Source organism: Dietzia sp. JS16-p6b (genome assembly GCF_003052165.1).
Classification (GTDB): domain Bacteria; phylum Actinomycetota; class Actinomycetes; order Mycobacteriales; family Mycobacteriaceae; genus Dietzia.
Genome location: NZ_CP024869.1, coordinates 859,173 through 878,615, shown reverse-complemented (window position 1 = coordinate 878,615; position 19,443 = coordinate 859,173). Strand labels below are relative to the sequence as shown.

Genomic DNA, 19,443 nt, shown 5'->3' with positions numbered 1-19,443 from the left:
GAGTACGGCATTCTTGAGTCATGCGCAGCGTCCTCGGCACCCTCGGCCCTCTCGCCGTCACACTGTCCCTCGTCGGTGCCGTCGCGGCGTGCTCCTCGACGGGTTCCGACTTCGCCGGGAGCCCCACGCCCGCCGAGGCCTCACTGGCGTCGTCGAGCATGCCCACCGGGTCGGGTTCGGGCTCGGGCGCCACGGCCGGCGAACACGTGCCGGTGGGCCCGTCCGAGCCGCGTCCCACACGGGGCTCGGTCGAGGTCGTCCGGACCCTCGAGCACGACCCCGCGTTGTTCACGCAGGGCCTGCAGGTGGTGGGTGACGAGATCTACGAGTCGACCGGGCAGTACGGCCACTCCGAGGTGCAGCGCCGCCCTCTCGCCGGTGGCCCGCCCACCGTCTCCGTGAAGATGGCCGACCACGAGTTCGGCGAGGGCCTGGCCGTCACACCGGACACGCTCTGGACCCTGACCTGGACCAACGGGATCGCCCACAATCGTGATCCCCGGACCCTCGAGGTGCGCTCCGAGGCCCCGTACCAGGGTCAGGGCTGGGGTCTGTGTTTCGACGGCGGGCGGCTGATCATGAGCAACGGCTCCGACGAGCTCACGTTCCGCGACCCCGTCACCTTCGAGCCCACGGGCACGGTCGCGGTGACCTCGGGGGGCGCGCCTGTCCGCCAGATCAACGAACTCGAGTGCACGGACGGCTCCGTCCTGGCCAACGTCTGGATGACCGACGAGGTCATCCGCATCGACCCGGCCACCGGCGCGGTCACCGCCATCTACGACGCCTCGGCGCTCGAGCGGCCCCGGCCCGCCAGCCCGGAGGCGGTCCTCAACGGGATCGCCGCGCTCCCCGGTTCGGAGAACGTGCTGCTCACCGGGAAGCTGTGGCCCACGATGTACGAGGTGCGCCTCATTGGGTGACCGCTCCCCCGGTCCGGCCCGCCGTGCCGCGGCCAGAATCGGCCGAGGCGTCCGGCGGGTCTTCCACGCCGACGGGGCGAACAGATCGGGCCTGTCGCAGCTCAGCTACGTCACCGTCGCCAACTTCGCGTGCGACGCCATCCTCGCGGTCGCCCTGGCCAACACGTTGTTCTTCTCCGCCGCCACCGCCGAGTCGCGTAGCAACGTGGCCCTGTACCTGCTGGTGACGGTGGCACCGTTCGCGGTGATCGCCCCGGTGATCGGACCGGCGCTCGACCGGCTTCGCAGCGGGCGGCGCCTCACGGTGTCGCTCACCTTCACCCTGCGGGCGGTGCTCGCGGTGATCCTCGCGCTGAATTTCGACTCGTGGCTGCTGTACCCCCTCGCCCTGGGAATGCTCGTCCTGTCCAAGACCTTCGGCGTGGTCAAGGCTTCCATCACCCCCCACGTCCTGCCGCCGGCGCTCGACCTGGTCCGGACCAACTCCCGACTGACCGTGCTCGGCCACGTGTGTGGGTCACTGATCGCGGGCGCCCTGGCCGGGGCCGTGTCCTGGCTGTGGGGCTCGGACGCGGCGCTCTGGTTGCTCGCCGTGGTGGCGCTCGTGTCGGCATACGTCGCGATGACCATCCCCGCCCGCGCCGAGGCCTCGCTCGACGAGGAGTCCGCGACCCTGCGCATGGACCGCGGCCGTCCGCTCGTCAGCGGACTCAAGGCCGTCCTGACCCGGCCACTGGGTCGTCAGGTCCTGGCCAACCTCTGGGCCGTGTCGATGGTCCGTCTCATGACCGGCTTCCTCACCCTGTTCCTGGCGTTCGTGGCCAAGGCCCAGGAGAACGCCACGGCGGCGGAACAGGCCGGGATGCTCGCGATCGCCGGTGTGGCAGGAGGTCTGGGCACGTTCGCGGGCAACGCCGTGGGCGCCCGCCTCCCGCTGGGCCGCCCGGGCCGGATCACCACGACGGCGGCGGGGGCCGCGTTGTCGGCCGCGGTGGTGGCGGCGGTCCTCGGCTCCATCTGGGCGGCGGCCCCCCTCGCGCTCGTGGCCGCGGTGAGCAGCGCGCTCGGCAAGGTGGCGCTCGACGCCTCGATCCAGACGGACATCCCGGATTCCGCGCGGTCGTCGGCGTTCGGCCGGTCCGAGACGGCTCTGCAGCTGGCATGGGTCGCGGGCGGCGCGCTGGGGGTCCTCCTGCCGCCGGACTTCACCGTGGGCTTCGGCGTGATCGCGGTCGTCGGCGCCCTGCTGTTCGCGCAGTCCCTCCTGACCGCGCGCGGATCCACGCTCGTGCCCGGGCTCGGCGGCAACCGACCCCGGTTCCCCGGAGAACCACGTGACCCCCGTTCGTTCGGCGCACGCCTGCTGGGCAGAATGGAGGAGTGAGCTCCCGCAGCGATGCCCCCGCCTCCGGCCCCCGCGTTCGTCCAGTCACCTGGGCGATCCTGGCGTGGGTGGTCGTCATGATCGCCGCGATCGTGGGGGCGTGGCAGGGCTCGGCCTCACGCCACGGGTCGGTGCCGTCGATCACCGTCGCGACCGACCGCGATCACGTCGAGGTCCCTCCGTTCGCGGCCACGGACCTCGACGGCACCACCTATGCCAATCCGGTGGGCCGGTTCGTCATCTCGGGTGAGCACACGCTCACGGTTCGGCTCCCGGTCGAGCTGCGCCGCGCCACGCTCGACGTCTACGAGGTCCGCGCGGACGGGTTCCGCGAGTACACCGTCGAGCCCGACGGGCCCGGCGAACTGCTCGTCCCGGTCACCCTTCCCGACGAGGGACGGATCGAGGGGCTGGCGCTCCGGGCGGTCGCGCTGGTCTACGCCGCGGACGGCTCGGAGACGATCCTCAGCGGCGAGTGGTCGGTCGGGTTCGACTACGCGGACTGATCCTGCCGGTCACGCGTCCAGTTCGCGGGCGACCCCGCGGAGAACCGATGCCACCCGGCTCGACACCTTGTGGTCGGGACGGTGGCCGCGCCGCAACTCGGGCTGGACGGTCGACTCGAGCACCTTGATCATGTCCTCGACCATCCCGTGCAGCTCATCCGGGGAGTGCCGTGGGCCACCCCGGGGCGCACGGTCCTGCGCGACGGTGGGCTCCTCGTGGACGACCACCCGGAGCGCCTGGGGGCCGCGCCGACCGGAGACCATGTCGAACTCCACCCGCTGGCGGGGCCGGAGCGTGTCCACGCCGGCAGGAAGGGCGTCGGACCGGACGTAGACGTCCTCCCCGCCCTCATGGGACAGGAAACCGAATCCCTTCTCCGCGTCGTACCACTTGACCCTGCCACTGGGCACCGCGAACCACCTCTCCACACGATCGCGCACAGGTGCGACCGACCATCACCACGTCGCCGTCGAGCCTACCCTCGCCGAGGTGGCGGTTCGGTGCCCCCATCGGGCCGGTAGCCTGCCCGGTGTGACCTCAGATGCCCGACCCCCGGCCGACGACCCTGACCCCTGGACCCCTCACGCGGCCCAGCCCACCCCGTCCCGCCCCAGACGTCGCGGGCTGTTCGTCGCCGCCCTGGCCGTCTTCGCAGTCGGAGTCGTCTTCACGATCCTCGCCGCACTCACCCCGTTCGTGCTGGACCGGGACGCCCCCACGTTCCTCTACGTCGGCGCGATGGTGTTCACCCCGGTCGGGTTCCTCCTGGGGCTGCTGTACGCCATCCTCGGCTCCCGGCCGCCCAGGGCGTGACGGAACCCACACGTCCGCGAATCTCCAGGTAACGAGCGGATAACACTGATAGCCGCCCTTCTGCGTGACCTGGTTTTATCTCAGAATGGTGACGATCCGGCATCAACCCGCTACTGTTCGAGTCAGACTCGTCAGCGAGTTGGCATCGGACGCACCACCGAACCCCGCCCTGCGGCCGTTGCGACAGTGACCGTAACCGGGCGGGGACGGGGGACCCGATCAGGGCCCTTGCCGGGCCGGCGACCACAGGTCGCCTTGGGGTCAAGCCGCCATCCGCGGCCGGGCGCACTCGTCCGAACCCGACAGCTCACCCCGTAGGCACCGAGTGAAAAGGACTGACGCGTATATGACCTCGAACACCGGACGCCACCGCGCTGCCACCCCCGCCTCCGCACCCAGGACGGCGGTGAAGGTGGTCCTCGCGGGCACCGCGTTCTCCGCCGCCGGGCTCGCCCTCGCCCCGGCCGCCAACGCGGCCCCGGACTCCGACTGGGATCGTCTCGCCCAGTGTGAGGCCGGCGGCAACTGGGGGATCAACACCGGCAACGGCTACCACGGCGGACTGCAGTTCTCGCCGAGCACCTGGGCGGCCTATGGCGGCACCCAGTACGCTCCGACCGCCAACCAGGCGACCCGCGAGCAGCAGATCGCCGTCGCCGAGAGGACCCTCGCGGGTCAGGGTTGGGGAGCGTGGCCCGCCTGCTCGGCCAAGCTGGGCCTGAACTCCGCGCCGACCCCGCGTGACCTGTCCAACCCGGCGCCCGCCGCGGCCCCGGCTGCACCCGCCGCTCCGGTGGCGGTCACGGCCGCCGATCACGTCGCGACGCTCACCGCGTTCGCCGAGGGCCGCGGACTCGCCCTGCCGATCACGGACGGCTACCAGGCCAACAAGGACCTCATCGACGCCGCCTACGCCGAGAACCAGACCGCCGTGGACGACTTCTTCGCCACCTACCTGGCGAACTGATCCGGGTCGGACCGGCCACGAGAACGGCCCGCCACCCCCTCTCAGGGGGTGGCGGGCCGTTCTGTCGTCCACACCGACGCCGTCACGCCGACTGACGCGCCGACGCCGGGCACCGGTGGGTGGGTCAGCGGGACGGCAGGGACCTGTTGACCACCGTCTCCGGATGGACGTAGTTCAGGCGCTCCTGCGGCAACGGGAAGATCTCCTGCCCGAAGGGGGACAACCCCCCCGCCACGAGCGCAGCCAGTTCGGTCACCGGGTGCTCGCCGAACGAGGCGTCGGGCCATCCCGGGTTGTCGTAGGTCAGTTTCTTGGCAGCCACGTGGACATCATCTCACCTCGAGCCCGATCCGTCAGCACCTGGGTCGGACCCCACCGCCACCGGTTCCCGCCGACGGCCGCATCTCACTAGGCTGGTGCGGATATGTCGACCTCCCGCACCACGCCCCGGCACCCCACCAGTGGGGAACCCGATTTCCCCACCTGGCTGGCCGGACTGCCCGACGAGACGCTCGTGCGGCTGTGCGAGAGACGCGCGGACGTGGCCACCCCTCCCCCGGCGTCACTGGGAGTTCTCGCCTCACGGCTGCGGTTGCCCGCGTCGACCGCCCGCGCGCTCGGCACGCTCACCTGGCCGGAACTACTCGTACTGTCCACGGCCGCCGCGCTCGGTGCCGACTCCGGCCCGGTGCCGATCGGTGCGGTCTCGGAGCGTCTCGGTGTCGACCAGGGCGACGCGGCATTCCGCGCGGCCGTGGACACCCTCCGTGATCTCGCGCTGTTCTGGGGCGAGATCACCCACGCCCGGATCGTGCCCGTCACCGGCGCGGCGGTCGACGCCGCGCCGGTGACGGCCCCTCGTCCCGGGGAGCCTGTCGGGACCCGGCTCGACGCCGCGTGGAGTGGCCTGTCCGACCGGGCGCTGGGTGTCCTCACGGCGGTCGCCCGCGGCCGCTCGCCCGCGGGTTCCCTCGGGCCCGCCGCGTCGGAGACGGTCCGTGCAGCGGCGGCGGAGCTCGTCGAGGCCGGCCTCGCCTCGGTCACCGCCACCGGCGACGGCGAGGTGGTCGTGCCCCGCGCACACGCCCTGGACCGGGCCAGGCACGGAGCCCGGTCGAGCGGCTCGTCTCTCCTCGACCTCCCCTGGTGGTCGGCATCGGGCACGGGGAGCCGAAGGCCCGCGGGCACCGGGGCGACGGCCGGGACGTCGTCCGGCGACAGCATCGACGCGTCCGGGGGCGTGGCCGCCCTCGACCTCCTCCACCGCTGCGACGCGGTCATCGCGACGCTGTCCCTCCACCCCGCCGCCACCCTCAAGGCCGGCGGGGTGGGGGTCCGGGAACTGCGCCGGATCGCCCGGTCCGCCGGGGTGGGAGAAGCGGAACTCCCCCTGCTGCTCGAGGTCCTCGCCGCCGCGGGTCTGATCGCCGTCGGCGACACCGACGTCGGCGAGACCGGGTTCGACTCGGTGTGGGCACCGACCGAGGCCGCGGACGTGTGGGCCGCACGCGACCGGGCGCGGCGCTGGGCGGATCTCGTCCTGGCCTGGTGGTCGATGCCCCGCGCGCCGTGGCGGGTCGGTTCCGAGATCGAGGGCGGCGGCACGGTGCCCGCCCTCGGCGATCCGGTGGGCCCGCCCGCGGCCGGCGAGCGCGACCGGGTTCTGCGCGCACTGTCCGGGCTCGAGCCCGGGGCCGCGCCGGGCGACGAGCTGGTGCCGGAGGTGGTGCGCTGGTTCTCACCCATGTGGTTCTCACGGGCAGGGTCACGGCCGTGCTCAGAGATCGTCGCGGAGGCGAGGCGGCTCGGGCTCGTGGTGGGGACGACCGCCACCAGCGCGGCCAGGCTCCTGGTCTCCGGTCCCCCCGCCGCGACCCCCTCGGTCGACGACCTCGAGCCGGTCCTGAGCGCGGCGCTCCCCGAGCCCGTCTCGGAGGTGATCGTCCAGGCCGACCTCACCATCCTCGCCCCCGGGCCGCTCGTGCCGGAGCTCGCGGCGGACTTCGAGCTGCTCGCCGATGTCGAGTCCGCGGGGGCCGCCACCACCTACCGGGTCACCGAGACGTCGCTGCGTCGGGCTCTGGACTCGGGACGGACCGCCGCCGGGATCAGGGAACTGCTGGCGCGGACCTCCGTCACCCCGGTCCCACAGTCCCTGGACTACCTCATCGAGGACGTGGCGCGCAGACACGGCCGGCTCCGGGCGGGGGCCGCGTTGTCGTTCCTGCGCTGCGACGACCCGTCGCTGGTGGCGCAGGTCCTGGGCTCGCCGGTGGTGGAGAGGTGCGCGGTGCGATCGGTCGCCCCGACCGTCCTCATCTCCCAGGCCCGCCCGCTGGACCTCGTCGAGGCGCTCCGGGAACACGGATTCGCCCCCGTCGTCGAGGACACCTCCGGGGCGGTCGTCGCCCTCACCCGCCCGATGGCCCGCGTCCGTGCCGCCGCCCCCGGTCGGGCCCGCCGCGTCCCGACCCGTCTGGCCACCCCCTCGGAGCTCCGTACGGCGATCGCGGCGATGCGCTCGGCCGACCGAGTCCGCGCGGCCCGTGGCCCCTCGGGGGCGGGTACACCGGTGAGGCCGCCATCGCCCGCCTGCACGAGGCCGCGGGGTCGGGCACCGCGGTGACGGTCTCGGTGGTAGACGCGCAGGGCCGTTCGACGTCGCGGCTCGTCGTCCCCGTCTCCGTCGCAGGGGGACGGATCGAGGGAATCGAGCCCGACTCCGCCGAGGCCGTGAGCCTGCCGCTGCACCGCGTGATCTCCGTCGCGGACGTCGACCCGACACGCTGAGGCGAAATTCGGGACACTGGAGGGTCGGGCCCGACCGGACCCGCGACACGCGAGGAGAACCGAAGTGAGTGGTGGACCGCTGATCGTCCAGTCGGACAAGACCGTGCTGCTGGAGATCGACCACGACCAGGCAGGCGACGCCCGACAGGCCCTGGCACCGTTCGCCGAACTCGAGCGCGCGCCCGAGCACGTGCACACCTACCGGATCACGCCGCTCGCCCTGTGGAACGCGCGGGCCGCCGGGCACGACGCCGAGCAGGTCGTCGACGTACTGGTCACCTATTCCCGTTTCCCCGTCCCTCAGCCGTTGCTTGTCGACATCGCGGACACGATGGCCCGCTACGGCCGCCTCCAACTGGTCAAGAGCCCGGTCCACGGTCTGACGTTGATCTCGCTGGACGCCGCCGTGCTCGCCGAGGTCAGACGGCACAAGAAGATCGCCCCGATGCTCGGCGCCCAGATCGACGCGGACACCGTGATCGTCCACCCCTCCGAGCGCGGCCGCCTCAAGCAGGAGTTGCTCAAGGTGGGATGGCCGGCCGAGGACCTGGCCGGGTACGTCGACGGCGAGGCGCACGAGATCGCGCTGTCCACCGAGTCCGAGCCCTGGGAGCTGCGCGACTACCAGCAGATGGCGGCGGACTCCTTCTGGGCCGGCGGGTCCGGTGTCGTCGTGCTGCCCTGTGGCGCCGGCAAGACCATGGTCGGTGCCGCGGCGATGGCCCGCGCCAAGGCCACGACGCTCATCCTCGTGACCAACACCGTCGCCGGGCGGCAGTGGAAACGCGAACTGCTCGCCCGCACCACGCTCACGGAGGACGAGATCGGCGAGTACTCGGGTGAGCGCAAGGAGATCCGCCCGGTCACCATCGCCACCTACCAGGTCGTCACCCGCAAGACCAAGGGCGTGCACCGCGCACTCGAATTGTTCGATTCCCGTGACTGGGGGCTGATGATCTACGACGAGGTGCACCTGCTCCCAGCACCGGTCTTCCGGATGACCGCGGACCTGCAGTCGCGTCGCCGACTCGGGCTCACCGCCACCCTGGTGCGCGAGGACGGACGGGAAGGGGACGTGTTCTCCCTCATCGGCCCCAAGCGATACGACGCCCCCTGGAAGGACATCGAGGCACAGGGATGGATCGCCCCGGCCGACTGTGTGGAGGTGCGCGTGACGCTCACCGAGAACGAACGCATGATGTACGCCACCGCCGAGGCGGAGGACAAGTACAAGCTGTGCTCGACCGCGCGGACCAAGACCGCGGTGGTCAAGAGCATCCTCGCCCGGCACGCGGGCGCGCCGACCCTGGTGATCGGCGCCTACCTCGACCAGCTGGAGCAGCTCGGGGGCGAGCTCGACGCACCGGTCATCCAGGGCTCCACGCCCACCAAGGAGCGGGAGGCACTGTTCGACGCCTTCCGTTCCGGGGAGATCTCCACCCTCGTGGTGTCCAAGGTCGCGAACTTCTCCATCGACCTGCCCGAGGCGAGCGTGGCGGTCCAGGTCTCCGGGACCTTCGGCTCCCGTCAGGAGGAGGCGCAGCGGCTCGGACGACTCCTCCGTCCCAAGCAGGACGGCGGGCAGGCCCACTTCTACTCGGTGGTCTCCCGGGACACCCTCGACGCCGAGTACGCGGCCCACCGCCAGCGTTTCCTCGCCGAGCAGGGGTACGCGTACCGGATCGTCGACGCCGACGACCTGCTCGGACCGGACCTGCCCGAGGTCGGTTGAGGGCACGCGGACCACCCTGGTCGCCGCGCCCGCCCCGCGACGCCTGGGATACTGGACCCATGGCCTCAGACCGCACCTCCCGCACGCCGCACGAGCAGTACCGCCTCGCCGACTTCCCCGTCGACGACGCCTGGGTCCGCAGGAACAACGAGAGCCTGGCCGAGGTGCGTCGCCTCCAGTGGTCGGCGGGCGTCCTCGGCGTCGTCGTCCTCGCCGCGGGGGCCGGGATGCTCCTGTACTCCGAGCTGGCCGCATGGGGGTGGATCGTCGCCACCGTGGCCGGGGTCTTCGCGATCGGGTGCCTGGCGATGATCTGGTACATCCCCCGCAAGATGGGGTCGATGGCGCACACCTACGCCACCTCGGAACTGGTCCCGGCGATCGTCGCGGAGGTCCGACCGCGCGGAGTGACGCTGCTGGCCCTGGTCGACCGCGCCGTCGACCGATCCGCCGGCACGCTGCCCGCCCTGGCGGTCCGCAGTTGCGAGAAGATCCCCGGTCACGAGGCCCGTGTGGGCGAGCGGGTCCCCTGCGTCGCGGTGGTGGGTAACCGCAGCGCCCGCGGCGCCGACAACCTGTACCAGTTCATCTCCCCCATGCCCGTCGCGTGGGCCACCCCGGATACCGCCGTCCTCCGGCGACTGACGAGGGAGATCCCCGCCGGTGAGTGGGAGTCCCTGCGCCAGAAGCTCGATCGGGTCGACGAGGTGTCCCAGACCCCCACCAACCTCCTCCCGTTGGACTGACCCGGCCCCCTCTGCGGGGCCCTCCTCCCGCCACCCCACGGGGTCCTCACCCGGCGTCCCTCGACCTGTGAGCAAGTCGTCACGGCGCCGTGATCCGCCGCCATTGAACGGCAACACGCGGTTCCTAGCCTGGTCGGCACAGGCTAGAAGGAGGTCCCCCCATGACCGAGCACATCGTCGTCGTCGGGCACGGAATGGTCGCCCATCGGTTCGTCTCCACCCTCGCATCCCGGTGGGCCACCGCCGATCTCACCGTGACGGTGATCGGCGAGGAGTCGGACCCGGCGTACGACCGCGTGGGCCTGTCCTCCTACGTCGGTGAGTGGGACCGCGAGTCGCTGCACCTCGAGGACGCGCAGCACGCGGCCGACCCCCGGGTGACCGTGCGATCAGGCCAGCTGGTCACCTCGATCGACCGCGAGGTCCGCGAGGTCGAACTGACGTCGGGTGAGCGGATCGCCTACGACACACTGGTCCTCGCGACGGGGTCGCGGGCGTTCGTCCCGCCCGTACCCGGCCACGACCTGCCGGGGTGCCACGTCTACCGCACCCTCGACGATCTCGACGGGATCCGCGCGGCCGCCGAACGCGCCGGGGCCGGCTCCCACGGGGTGGTGATCGGCGGCGGTCTGCTCGGGCTCGAGGCCGCCAACGCGGTGAGCCTGCTCGGGCTCACGCCACACGTGGTGGAGCGCAACGACCGGCTCATGCCGCTGCAGGTCGACGCCGGGGGCGGGCATGTTCTGGCCTCGCTCATCCGTGACCTCGGGATCGAGATCCACCTCTCGATCACCGGAACGGAGATCACCGAGACGGCAGACGGCGTATCCGTCCGGCTGACCGACGACGAGGGCGTCACCACGGTCGTCGACGCGGCGTTCGTGGTGTTCTCGGCGGGTGTTCGACCGCGGGACGAGCTCGCGAGGCTGTCCGGACTGGACACCGCCGAGAGGGGCGGCATCCTCACCGACCTCGGGTGCCGGACCTCCGACCCGAACATCTACGCGATCGGCGAGTGCGCCGCCATCGACGGCACCTGCTACGGGCTCGTCGGCCCCGGGTACACCTCCGCCGAGGTCGCCGCGTCCACGATCCTCAGCGGAGAGGGCGAGTTCACCGGGGCCGACCTGTCCACCAAACTCAAGCTCCTCGGCGTGGACATGGCGAGTTTCGGCGATGCGCACGGCGTCACGCCCGGTTGCCTCGAGGTGGTGGTCAACGACCCCGTCGCGGGGACCTACTCCAAGCTGGTGATGAGTGACGACGCCACGACCCTCCTGGGAGGGGTGTTCGTCGGTGATTCCGGGCCGTATTCGCTGCTCAAGCCACTCGTCGGCCGCGCCCTGCCCTCCGACGACCCGATCTCACTCATCTCACGGACCACCGACGCCGGGCCCGGGGTCGGCGTGGAGGCGCTCCCCGACGAGGCACAGATCTGCTCGTGCAACGCCGTCACCAAGGGCGACGTGCGCGAGGCGATCTGCGGCGGCGCCTGCGACGTGGCCGACCTCAAGTCCTGCACCCGGGCCGGCACCTCGTGCGGATCGTGCATCCCCCTGCTCAAGCAGGTCCTCGAGGCGGAGGGGGTCGAGCAGTCGACGGCGCTGTGCGAACACTTCGAGCAGTCCCGCTCCGAACTCTTCGAGATCGTCACGGTCACCGGCATCCGGACCTTCTCCGGTCTCATCGAGCGCTTCGGCCACGGGACCGGCTGTGACATCTGCAAGCCCACAGTCGCCTCGATCCTCGCCTCCACGAGCTCCGACCACGTCCTCGACGGCGAGCAGGCCGCCCTGCAGGACACCAACGACCACTTCCTCGCCAACATCCAGAAGAACGGCACGTACTCGGTGGTTCCCCGTATGCCGGGAGGTGAGGTGTCCGCGGAGCAGCTCATCGTGATCGGGGAGATCGCCCGCGACCACGACCTGTACGTCAAGGTCACCGGAGGTCAGCGCATCGACATGTTCGGGGCGCGCGTCGAGGAACTGCCGGTGATCTGGAAGCGGCTCGTGGACGCCGGGATGGAGTCGGGGCACGCGTACGGCAAGTCGTTGCGCACCGTCAAGAGCTGCGTCGGCACCTCGTGGTGCCGGTACGGACAGCAGGACTCCGTCGGGATGGCGGTGACGATGGAGAACCGCTACCGCGGGCTGCGCGCCCCCCACAAGATCAAGATGGCGGTCTCGGGCTGCGCCCGCGAGTGCGCGGAGGCCCGCGGCAAGGACGTCGGAGTGATCGCCACGGAGACCGGCTGGAACCTCTACGTCGGCGGCAACGGGGGCGCGACGCCCCGGCACGCGCAACTCCTCGTGGGGGACCTGACCGACGAGGAGTTGATCCGCTACATCGACCGGACGGTGATGTTCTACGTCCGGACCGCCGAGCGCTTGCAGCGGATGGCGCCCTGGCTCGAGTCGATGGACGGTGGGATCGACCATCTCCGCGAGGTGGTGTGCAACGACTCGCTCGGCCTGGCGGCGGAACTCGAGGGCCGCATGGAAGCGCATGTGGCGGGCTACGTGGACGAGTGGTCCGCCGTCCTCGACGACCCGGACAAGCTCGCGCGCTTCGTGTCCTTCGTCAACGCCCCCGAGTCCCCGGACCCCACCGTCGAGTTCGAGGAGCAGGACGGCCGCAAGGTCCCCGTTCTTCTCGGCTCCCCCGCGATGCCCGCACGGGCCTGACCACCCAGCAGCACATTCAGAAAGGACACCATCATGACCGCCACCCTCTCCCCGACCGAGATCGTGGTCTGCTCCCTCGATCGGCTCATCCCGGGTCGGGGCGTCGCCGCCCTGCTGCCCGACGGCCGACAGATCGCCGTCTACCTCCTGGACGACGGGAGCGTCCACGCCCTGTGCAACATCGACCCGATCGCCCGGGCCGCCGTGATGAGCCGCGGTCTCGTCGGCGACCGTGGGGGCGTTCCGGTGGCCATCTCCCCCATCGGCAAGCAGGCGTACGCCCTGGACGACGGACGGGGGATCGACGACGAGGCGTACGGGCTGTCCGTCTTCCCCGCCAGGGTCGTCGACGGCACGGTTCTGGTCTCGACGCAGCCCGCGATCCGGCACCAGACCAGTCGGACCGCCGCCTAGCCGAGTACACCTGGTGCGCCCCTGATCGGGCCGTACCGCCACTCAGGCGCCACCGCGTGGTTCACGTGGTGGCGCCTGTTCGCGCGTGTGGCCCGTCCTGTCCCCCGGTGGTTCTGGACCGAGCGCCGACTCTAGACCGAGAGCCGGTATCCGCGTTTGACCACGGTGGTCACGAGGCCGGGGACCCCGAGCGCTCTGCGCAGGCGTCCCATCGCCGTCTCCACGGCGTGGGGGTCGGCGCCGTCGCCGGGGAGTACGGCGAGGAGGTCCTCCCGGCTCAGGCACTTGCCCGGCCGGTCCGCCATCGCCTGCAACAGCGCCAGCGGCGCCGGCGAGAGCTCGATGGGGCGACCGTCCATGAGGACCCCGGCCGCACACACGGTGAGCTCGTGCCCTGCCGCCGTCACGGTCCGCGACCGCGCGACCAACTCGTCGGTGACGTGCCGCATGAGCGCGCCGAGGCGCATCCGGTCCGGCATCGACACGGGCACACCCAGCTCGACGAGAGGTTCGGCGGTCACCGGCCCCACGCAGAGGGCGGCGACCGGGCCGGACAGGGCATCCAGCACGTCATCGTGGATCCCCATCAGGTCCGCCCGCTCGAGCATCGAGACCACGGCCGGGGCGGCGGTGAACGTGACCCCGTCGACTCCCGCCCGGGCGACGGTCCGGACGAGGTCGTCGAAGGCCTCCAGGTCCTCGGGGAGCTCCCACCGGTAGATGGGCACCACGATCACCTCGGCTCCCGCCTCGCGGAGTCCCTCCACCAGCGGTGCCATGGGGTTCCAGTCCGAGCTCGCCCCCTGCAGCTGCACGGCCACGGTGAGGCCGTCGACCCCGCGCTCCAGCAGCATCTCCAGTAGTTCGGGGGTCGCCTCGCTCGCCGCCGACGCGTGCTCGCGCAGGCCGGCCGCACGGAGTGCTCCGGTGACCTTGGGTCCGCGGGAGTACAGCGGCACCCGGTCCATCAGGGCGTGCAGGTCCGTTGAGTACCCCCACTCCTCACACACCTGTGTCCACCACCGGACGCCGGTCGCCGTGGTGAGGACCATGAGGTCGGCGGGGGCGGCGAGCACCCGGGCGGTGGCGGAGCGGACCAGCTCGTCCTCGGCCACGGGGATCATCCGGATCGCCGGCGCGTGCAGGACCGTCGCTCCCCGGCGTTCGAGGAGGACCTTCTGTTCCGACGCCCGACGCGCGGCCGTCACCGCGACCGTACGGCCCAGCAGTGGTAAGTCGTCGTTGGTCGTCACGGTGTCCATCCTGCCTCAGTCCTGTGTCGTCCGTGTGTCGCCGGCCCCGGCGCCCGGGGTCCCGGGTGCCCGGGGAGGTGGTCCGTCACGCGCAGTCCCGCAGCCATCCGCAGATGCCGTCCACGGCGGCGGAACACCCCCCGCACCCGGTCCCCGCGCGGGTCCGGGAGGCCATCGCCGCCACGTCCCGGTGTCCCTCGGACCACGCGTGGACGAGGTCGGCCTTGCTCACCCCGTTGCACCGGCAGACCACGGCCGCGGCCGGCATCGTGGACGGGGTGTCGGTGGTCGCGGCGCCGGCCCGACCGAGCACGACGGACAGCACGTCGTCGGGGACGGGCAGCGCGTGTTCGTAGAGCTGGGTGAGGAATCCGACGGGCTCGGGGTGACCCACGAGCACCGCCCCGGTCACGCGGGAGTCCACCACGTCCACCCGCGCGTACCGGCCACGTGAGGGCTCGCAGACCGCGGTCACCTCCACCCCGGTGGCGTGGATGTCGTCAGCGAGTTCCCCGAGGGAGACCACGTCGACCCCGAACGCCTTCAGCCTGGTCACCGCGACGCCGCCGGTGTACCTCGCGGCCGGGGTCGCACCCGCGAGTCGGGCGGAGACCACGCCTGCCTGATCCCAGGCGGGACCGACCAGGCCGGTCACGCACCCGCGGTGCTCGGCGCAGTCACCGATCGCACTGATGTCCGGGTCGCTGGTCCGGAGGGTGTCGTCGACGACGATCCCCCGGCCCACCTCGAGTCCGGATGCCGCGGCAAGCCGGGTGCGCGGCCTGGTCCCGGCCGAGAGGACGACGGTCCGGCACTCGATCTCGGTCCCGTCGTCGAGCCCCAGCGCCGCGCCGTCCCACCGCGCGGCCCGCGCACCGGTCACCATGCGGACGCCGAGTTCGTCCAGCGCGCGGATGAGCACGCGGCCACCGTCGGCGTCCAGGTGCGAGTCCATCGGCCAGGCCCGTGGGTGGACGACGACGACGTCCCGTCCCGACCGCGCCAACGCGCACGCCACCTCCAGGCCGATGAAGCCGCCGCCCACCAGGGCGACCCGTCCGGGGTGCTCCTCGAGATGGGCGGTGAGTCCGCGGCAGTCCGAGGCGTCGCGGAGCGGAAACACCCCCGCGGCGAGGGAACCGTCCGGGCCGCGGACCCCCTCGATCGGCGGGATCGTGGCCTCGGATCCGGTCGCGAGCACCAGGTGGTCGTACGGGACGCGCTCACCGTCGGCGAGCTCCACCTCCCGTGCCACCCTGTCCACACCCTGCACCGAGGCCGCCGTGCGCATCCCGATGTGGTTGCGCTCCCACCATCCGGAGGGCTTGAGCCGGGTGGCTCCCGGGTCACCCATACCGCCGGCCACCACGTGCGAGAGCATGATCCGGTTGTACGGCGCCTCGGGTTCGTCGCCGAGGACGGTCACCGCCATCGTCTCGGGATCCGGTTCGGTGCGGCGGAGCTCCTCGGCGAGCCGCGCACCGGACATCCCGGCTCCCACCACCACCACCCGCGTCATGCGGCCTCCAGCCGTACGGCACACGCCTTGAACTGGGGCATGCGGCTGTAGGGGTCGAGCTCCGGCAGGGTCACGAGGTTCGCTCGGGCGGCCCCGGCGTAATGGAACGGCAGGAACAGGGTGTCGGTCCGCATGTCCTCGTCGCACCGCACGAGCGCCTCGACGGCGCCGCGACGGGACACCACGCGGGCGCGTCCGCCGTCGTCGAGCCCCGCGGCCCGTGCCACCACCGGATGGACCTGGACCCACATGTCGGGGGCAGCGGAGGCCAGCTCCGGAACCCGCCGCGTCTGGGCGCCGGACTGGTAGTGGGAGAGCACCCGCCCCGTGGTGCCCAGCAGCGGGTAGTCCGCGCAGGTGTCCTCCGCGGGCCGGTCCACGGCGGCGACGGCGAAGCGGGCGCGGCCGTCCTCGGTGGCGAAGCGGTCGAGGAACATGCGCGGCGTACCGGCCGGGGAGTCGGCACCGCACGGCCAGAACAGCGCCTCCCCCGCGTCGAGCCGGTCCCAGTCCATCGCCGAGTAGTCCGCCTTACCCCCGGCGGAGGCGCGCGCCAGCTCGTCGAACACCACCCGAGGGTCGGTCGGGAACCGATCCGGCCGCCGCCCGAGGCGGCGTGCGAGCTCGTTCCAGATCCAGAGTTCGTCGCGGGCACCGTCCGGCGGGGTGACCGAGCGGCGTCGACGCAACACCCGGCCCTCGAGGTTGGTCAGCGTGCCCTCCTCCTCCGCCCACTGCGGGACCGGCAGGACGACGTCGGCGAGCTCCGCGGTCTCGGAGAGGACGAAGTCGGCCACCACGAGGGTGTCCAACGCACGGAGCCGCGCGGTGATCCGCTCGGCGTCGGGGGCGGAGACCACGGGGTTCGATGCGTGGAGCAGCATCGCCGTGGGACCGCCGGGCTGCCCGAGGGCGTCCAGGAGCTCGAAGGCCGAGAGCCCGGGGCCGGGGATCTCCTCGGGCTCCACGCCCCAGACCGCGGCGACGTGCGCGCGAGCGGCCGGGTCCGTGATCATCCGGTATCCGGGGAGTTGATCGGCCTTCTGCCCGTGCTCCCGGCCCCCCTGCCCGTTCCCCTGGCCGGTGAGGGTTCCGTAGCCCGTACCGGGCCGGCCCGGTAGTCCCAGTGCCAGCGCGAGGGCGATCACGGCGCCGACCGTGTCGGTCCCCCGTGAGTGCTGTTCGGCCCCCCGGGCGGTGAGCACGTACGCACCGGTGCCCGCGTCCCTGGAGTCCGCCAGTAGCTGCACCGTGCGTTCGAGCTGACCGGCCGAGACCCCGGTGACGCGTTCGGTGCGATCGGGCATCCAGTCCGCAGCGATCGCCCACGCGTCGTCGAAACCCGACGTACGGGCGGCGACGTACCCGGTGTCCAGGTACCCACCCACCACGGCGACGTGCAGGAGCCCGAGGGCCAGCGCGGAGTCCGTGCCCGGCCGCAGCCTCAGATGGATCCCGCCGCCGTCGATGGCGCGGTGGGCTGTCGCGCTGAGCCGGGGATCCGCCACCACCATGCCGCCGGCCGAGGCGGCGGTGTCCAGGTGCTGGACGAACGGGGGCATGGTGTCGGCGGGGTTCGCCCCGATGAGGAGCACCGCCCGGGCCTCGTCGAGGTCGGTCACGGGGAATGGCAACCCCCGGTCCAGCCCGAAACTGCGGTTGGCCCCGGCCGCCGCGCTCGACATGCACCACCGCCCGTTGTAATCCACGAGTCTGCTCCCCAGCGCGAGCCGGGTGAACTTGCCCAGTGTGTAGGCCTTCTCGTTGGTGAGGCCTCCCCCACCGAACACGGCCACCGCGTCGGGCCCCCCTGAGGCCTGCGCCCGCCGGATGCCGTCGGTGACCCGGGTCAACGCGGTGTCCCAGTCGGTCGGACGCAGCTGCCCGTCCACCCGGATCAGCGGCGTGGTGATCCGCTCCGGGTGGTCGAGCAACGCTGCCGACGTCCAGCCCTTCCGGCACAACCCGCCCCGGTTGGTGGGGAACTGCTCCGGGGTGATCGTCACCTGCCCGCCGTCCGAGGGCGGGGTCACCGACATCGCGCACTGGAGGGCGCAGTACGGGCAGTGGGTGTGTGTCGGGCGGCCGGTCGTCGTCAACGCGTGCACCATGTGTCCTCTTCGTCTCGCTCAGCCGTGCTCTGTCAGCCGTGGACCTGTCAGCCGTGCTCTGTCAGCCGTGGACCTGTCAGGCCTCGGCGCCCACGGGGACCCGTGCGCGGGTGGGTGCCGCGGCGACCGAATCGACGCCGGCCGAGGCACGCATGTACACCACGCGGGTGATGATCGCGGCCACCACGTAGAAGACCATGAACACGACGAACGCCGAGGTGGCCGCCCCCGAGGACTGGTAGGACGTGCGCAGGGTCATGTTGATGAGGAACCCACCGAACGCCCCGACCGCGCCGGCGACCCCGATGAGTGCTCCCGCATGAGCCCGCGACCACGAGGTCCGTGCGGCCTCGTCGAGTCCGAGCGTGTGACTGCGGGCCTCGAAGACGGACGGGATCATCTTGTACACCGAGGCGTTCCCCACCCCGGTGAGCCCGAAGAGTGTCAGGAAGGCCGCGAAGAACAACACGAGCGCGCCCCCCGAGAGGCGGCCGTCATTCGAGGCCTGGATGTTCGAGGTCACCACGAGTGCCACCGTGGTGACCGCCATTCCGCAGAACACCGCGAAGGTCACCCGTGCGCCGCCGAACCGGTCGGAGAGCCGGCCGCCGACCATGCGGGTCAGCGAGCCCAGCAGCGGTCCGAGGAAGGTGATCTGCGCCGCGTGGAGCGCCGCCTGGGCGGGATCCTGGCCGTTGCCGGTGAAGGTCATGGTGAGCATCTGTCCGAACGCGAAGGCGAAGCCGATGAACGAACCGAACGTGCCGATGTACAGCAGCGACAGCACCCAGCCGTCCTTGTCGCGGGTCATGTCTTTCATGCTCTGTACGTCGACGGTCTGGTGCGCGAGGTTGTCCATCTTCAGGGCCGCGCCGATCCCCGCGACCACGAGGAGGACGATGTAGACCCCGATCACCCAGTGGGGTGACCGGTTACCCGCGAGGGCGATCACGATGAGCCCCACGATCTGGATCGTCGCCACGCCCAGATTGCCCCCGCCCGCGTTGAGGCCGAGCGCCCAGCCCTTCTCCCGTTGGGGGAAGAAGGCGTTGATGTTGGTCATGGACGACGCGAAGTTGGCGCCGCCCAGCCCGGCGATCGCGCCGACGACGAGGTACAGCCACAGCGGTTGACCCGGGTTCGCCATGATCCACAACATCCCGACCGCGGGGATGAGCAGGACGAAGGCCGAGAACATGGTCCAGTTGCGGCCTCCGAAGGTCGCCGTGGCGAGCGTGTACGGGATGCGCAGGAAGGCCCCGGTCAACGTGACCACCGCGGAGACCAGGAATTTGTCGGGGGCGTCCAGCCCGTAGACGTCCTGGGGCATGAACAGCACCATGACGGCGAACAGGGTCCACACCGAGAACCCGACGTGCTCGGCGAACACCGACCAATAGAGGTTGCGCATGGCGGTCTTCCTGCCGCCCGCCTCCCATTGCGCGTCGTCCTCCGGATCCCAGTTCTCTATGACGTGTGAGCGCGACATGAGGTCGACCCCCTCTCCAGTTAGGTGGACACCCCCTCGGTGCCCCTGCGCACAGACGTTATGCACGCCCTGTTTCCCCGGCGCTACCCGGTATGACGTCATGGTCAC

Annotated in this window: 17 protein-coding genes and 1 riboswitch; of the genes, 11 read left to right on the top strand and 6 right to left on the bottom strand. The window is 71.7% G+C overall.

Annotated elements, in window-relative coordinates:
• The first annotated feature begins 20 nt into the window (after positions 1-20).
• From CT688_RS03965 to CT688_RS03955, 3 genes are read left to right on the top strand one after another with little or no spacing between them, the layout of a single operon-like run.
• Positions 21-923: a glutaminyl-peptide cyclotransferase gene (locus tag CT688_RS03965; protein ID WP_107755841.1), complete on the top strand. Its 903-nt coding sequence runs from the start codon at positions 21-23 to the stop codon at positions 921-923.
• Complete coding sequence (locus CT688_RS03960) at positions 916-2,307, top strand: MFS transporter (RefSeq protein WP_107755840.1); 1,392 nt, start codon at positions 916-918, stop codon at positions 2,305-2,307. The genes CT688_RS03965 and CT688_RS03960 overlap by 8 nt, the downstream gene beginning before the upstream one ends.
• On the top strand, positions 2,304-2,813 hold the full coding sequence (locus tag CT688_RS03955) for a DUF2771 family protein (RefSeq protein WP_107755839.1): 510 nt from the start codon (positions 2,304-2,306) through the stop codon (positions 2,811-2,813). The genes CT688_RS03960 and CT688_RS03955 overlap by 4 nt, the downstream gene beginning before the upstream one ends.
• A gap of 9 nt (positions 2,814-2,822) precedes the next feature.
• Here CT688_RS03955 and CT688_RS17995 read toward each other — a convergent pair whose 3' ends face one another.
• Complete coding sequence (locus tag CT688_RS17995) at positions 2,823-3,224, bottom strand: cold-shock protein (protein WP_107757986.1); 402 nt, start codon at positions 3,222-3,224, stop codon at positions 2,823-2,825.
• A 121-nt stretch (positions 3,225-3,345) separates the two neighbouring features.
• On the opposite strand from CT688_RS17995, the gene CT688_RS03945 reads away from it, so the two are divergent.
• Entirely contained in the window at positions 3,346-3,627 is a 282-nt protein-coding gene (locus tag CT688_RS03945; protein ID WP_107755838.1) for a hypothetical protein, read from the top strand.
• A 178-nt stretch (positions 3,628-3,805) separates the two neighbouring features.
• A riboswitch (cyclic di-AMP (ydaO/yuaA leader) is annotated at positions 3,806-3,964 on the top strand.
• A 9-nt stretch (positions 3,965-3,973) separates the two neighbouring features.
• Positions 3,974-4,594 carry a transglycosylase family protein gene (locus CT688_RS03940; protein WP_107755837.1) on the top strand — a complete coding sequence of 207 codons (621 nt, stop codon included), beginning with the start codon at positions 3,974-3,976 and terminating at the stop codon, positions 4,592-4,594.
• A gap of 124 nt (positions 4,595-4,718) precedes the next feature.
• On the opposite strand, the gene CT688_RS03935 is transcribed toward CT688_RS03940, so the two are convergent.
• Positions 4,719-4,916: a hypothetical protein gene (locus CT688_RS03935; protein WP_107755836.1), complete on the bottom strand. Its 198-nt coding sequence runs from the start codon at positions 4,914-4,916 to the stop codon at positions 4,719-4,721.
• Between the two features lie 102 nt (positions 4,917-5,018).
• On the opposite strand from CT688_RS03935, the gene CT688_RS03930 reads away from it, so the two are divergent.
• The 6 genes from CT688_RS03930 (at position 5,019) to nirD (ending at position 12,963) form a co-directional block, all read left to right on the top strand.
• Positions 5,019-7,220 carry a helicase-associated domain-containing protein gene (locus tag CT688_RS03930; protein ID WP_234414845.1) on the top strand — a complete coding sequence of 734 codons (2,202 nt, stop codon included), beginning with the start codon at positions 5,019-5,021 and terminating at the stop codon, positions 7,218-7,220.
• Positions 7,217-7,384 (top strand): hypothetical protein, encoded by a 168-nt coding sequence (locus tag CT688_RS17645; protein ID WP_234414844.1) that lies wholly within the window; start codon positions 7,217-7,219, stop codon positions 7,382-7,384. Before CT688_RS03930 ends, CT688_RS17645 begins: the two co-directional genes overlap by 4 nt.
• 64 nt (positions 7,385-7,448) lie before the next feature.
• Positions 7,449-9,116, top strand: a complete 1,668-nt coding sequence (locus CT688_RS03925; protein WP_107755835.1) for a DNA repair helicase XPB — start codon at positions 7,449-7,451, stop codon at positions 9,114-9,116.
• A gap of 59 nt (positions 9,117-9,175) precedes the next feature.
• On the top strand, positions 9,176-9,862 hold the full coding sequence (locus CT688_RS03920) for a DUF3239 domain-containing protein (protein ID WP_107755834.1): 687 nt from the start codon (positions 9,176-9,178) through the stop codon (positions 9,860-9,862).
• A 161-nt stretch (positions 9,863-10,023) separates the two neighbouring features.
• Positions 10,024-12,549: a nitrite reductase large subunit NirB gene (nirB, locus tag CT688_RS03915; RefSeq protein WP_107755833.1), complete on the top strand. Its 2,526-nt coding sequence runs from the start codon at positions 10,024-10,026 to the stop codon at positions 12,547-12,549.
• A gap of 33 nt (positions 12,550-12,582) precedes the next feature.
• The gene (gene nirD, locus CT688_RS03910; protein WP_107755832.1) at positions 12,583-12,963 is read left to right on the top strand and encodes a nitrite reductase small subunit NirD; all 381 of its coding nucleotides are present in this window, start codon (positions 12,583-12,585) and stop codon (positions 12,961-12,963) included.
• 131 nt (positions 12,964-13,094) lie between these two features.
• Here the strand turns inward: nirD and CT688_RS03905 are convergent, their stop codons facing one another.
• The 4 genes from CT688_RS03905 to CT688_RS03890 form a co-directional block, all read right to left on the bottom strand.
• Complete coding sequence (locus CT688_RS03905) at positions 13,095-14,225, bottom strand: uroporphyrinogen-III synthase (protein ID WP_107755831.1); 1,131 nt, start codon at positions 14,223-14,225, stop codon at positions 13,095-13,097.
• A 76-nt stretch (positions 14,226-14,301) separates the two neighbouring features.
• Positions 14,302-15,735, bottom strand: coding sequence for an FAD-dependent oxidoreductase (locus CT688_RS03900; protein ID WP_107755830.1), 1,434 nt, complete (start codon positions 15,733-15,735; stop codon positions 14,302-14,304).
• The gene (locus CT688_RS03895; protein WP_107755829.1) at positions 15,732-17,846 is read right to left on the bottom strand and encodes a molybdopterin oxidoreductase family protein; all 2,115 of its coding nucleotides are present in this window, start codon (positions 17,844-17,846) and stop codon (positions 15,732-15,734) included. The genes CT688_RS03900 and CT688_RS03895 overlap by 4 nt, the downstream gene beginning before the upstream one ends.
• A gap of 76 nt (positions 17,847-17,922) precedes the next feature.
• On the bottom strand, positions 17,923-19,335 hold the full coding sequence (locus CT688_RS03890) for an MFS transporter (protein WP_107755828.1): 1,413 nt from the start codon (positions 19,333-19,335) through the stop codon (positions 17,923-17,925).
• Positions 19,336-19,443 lie beyond the last annotated feature (108 nt).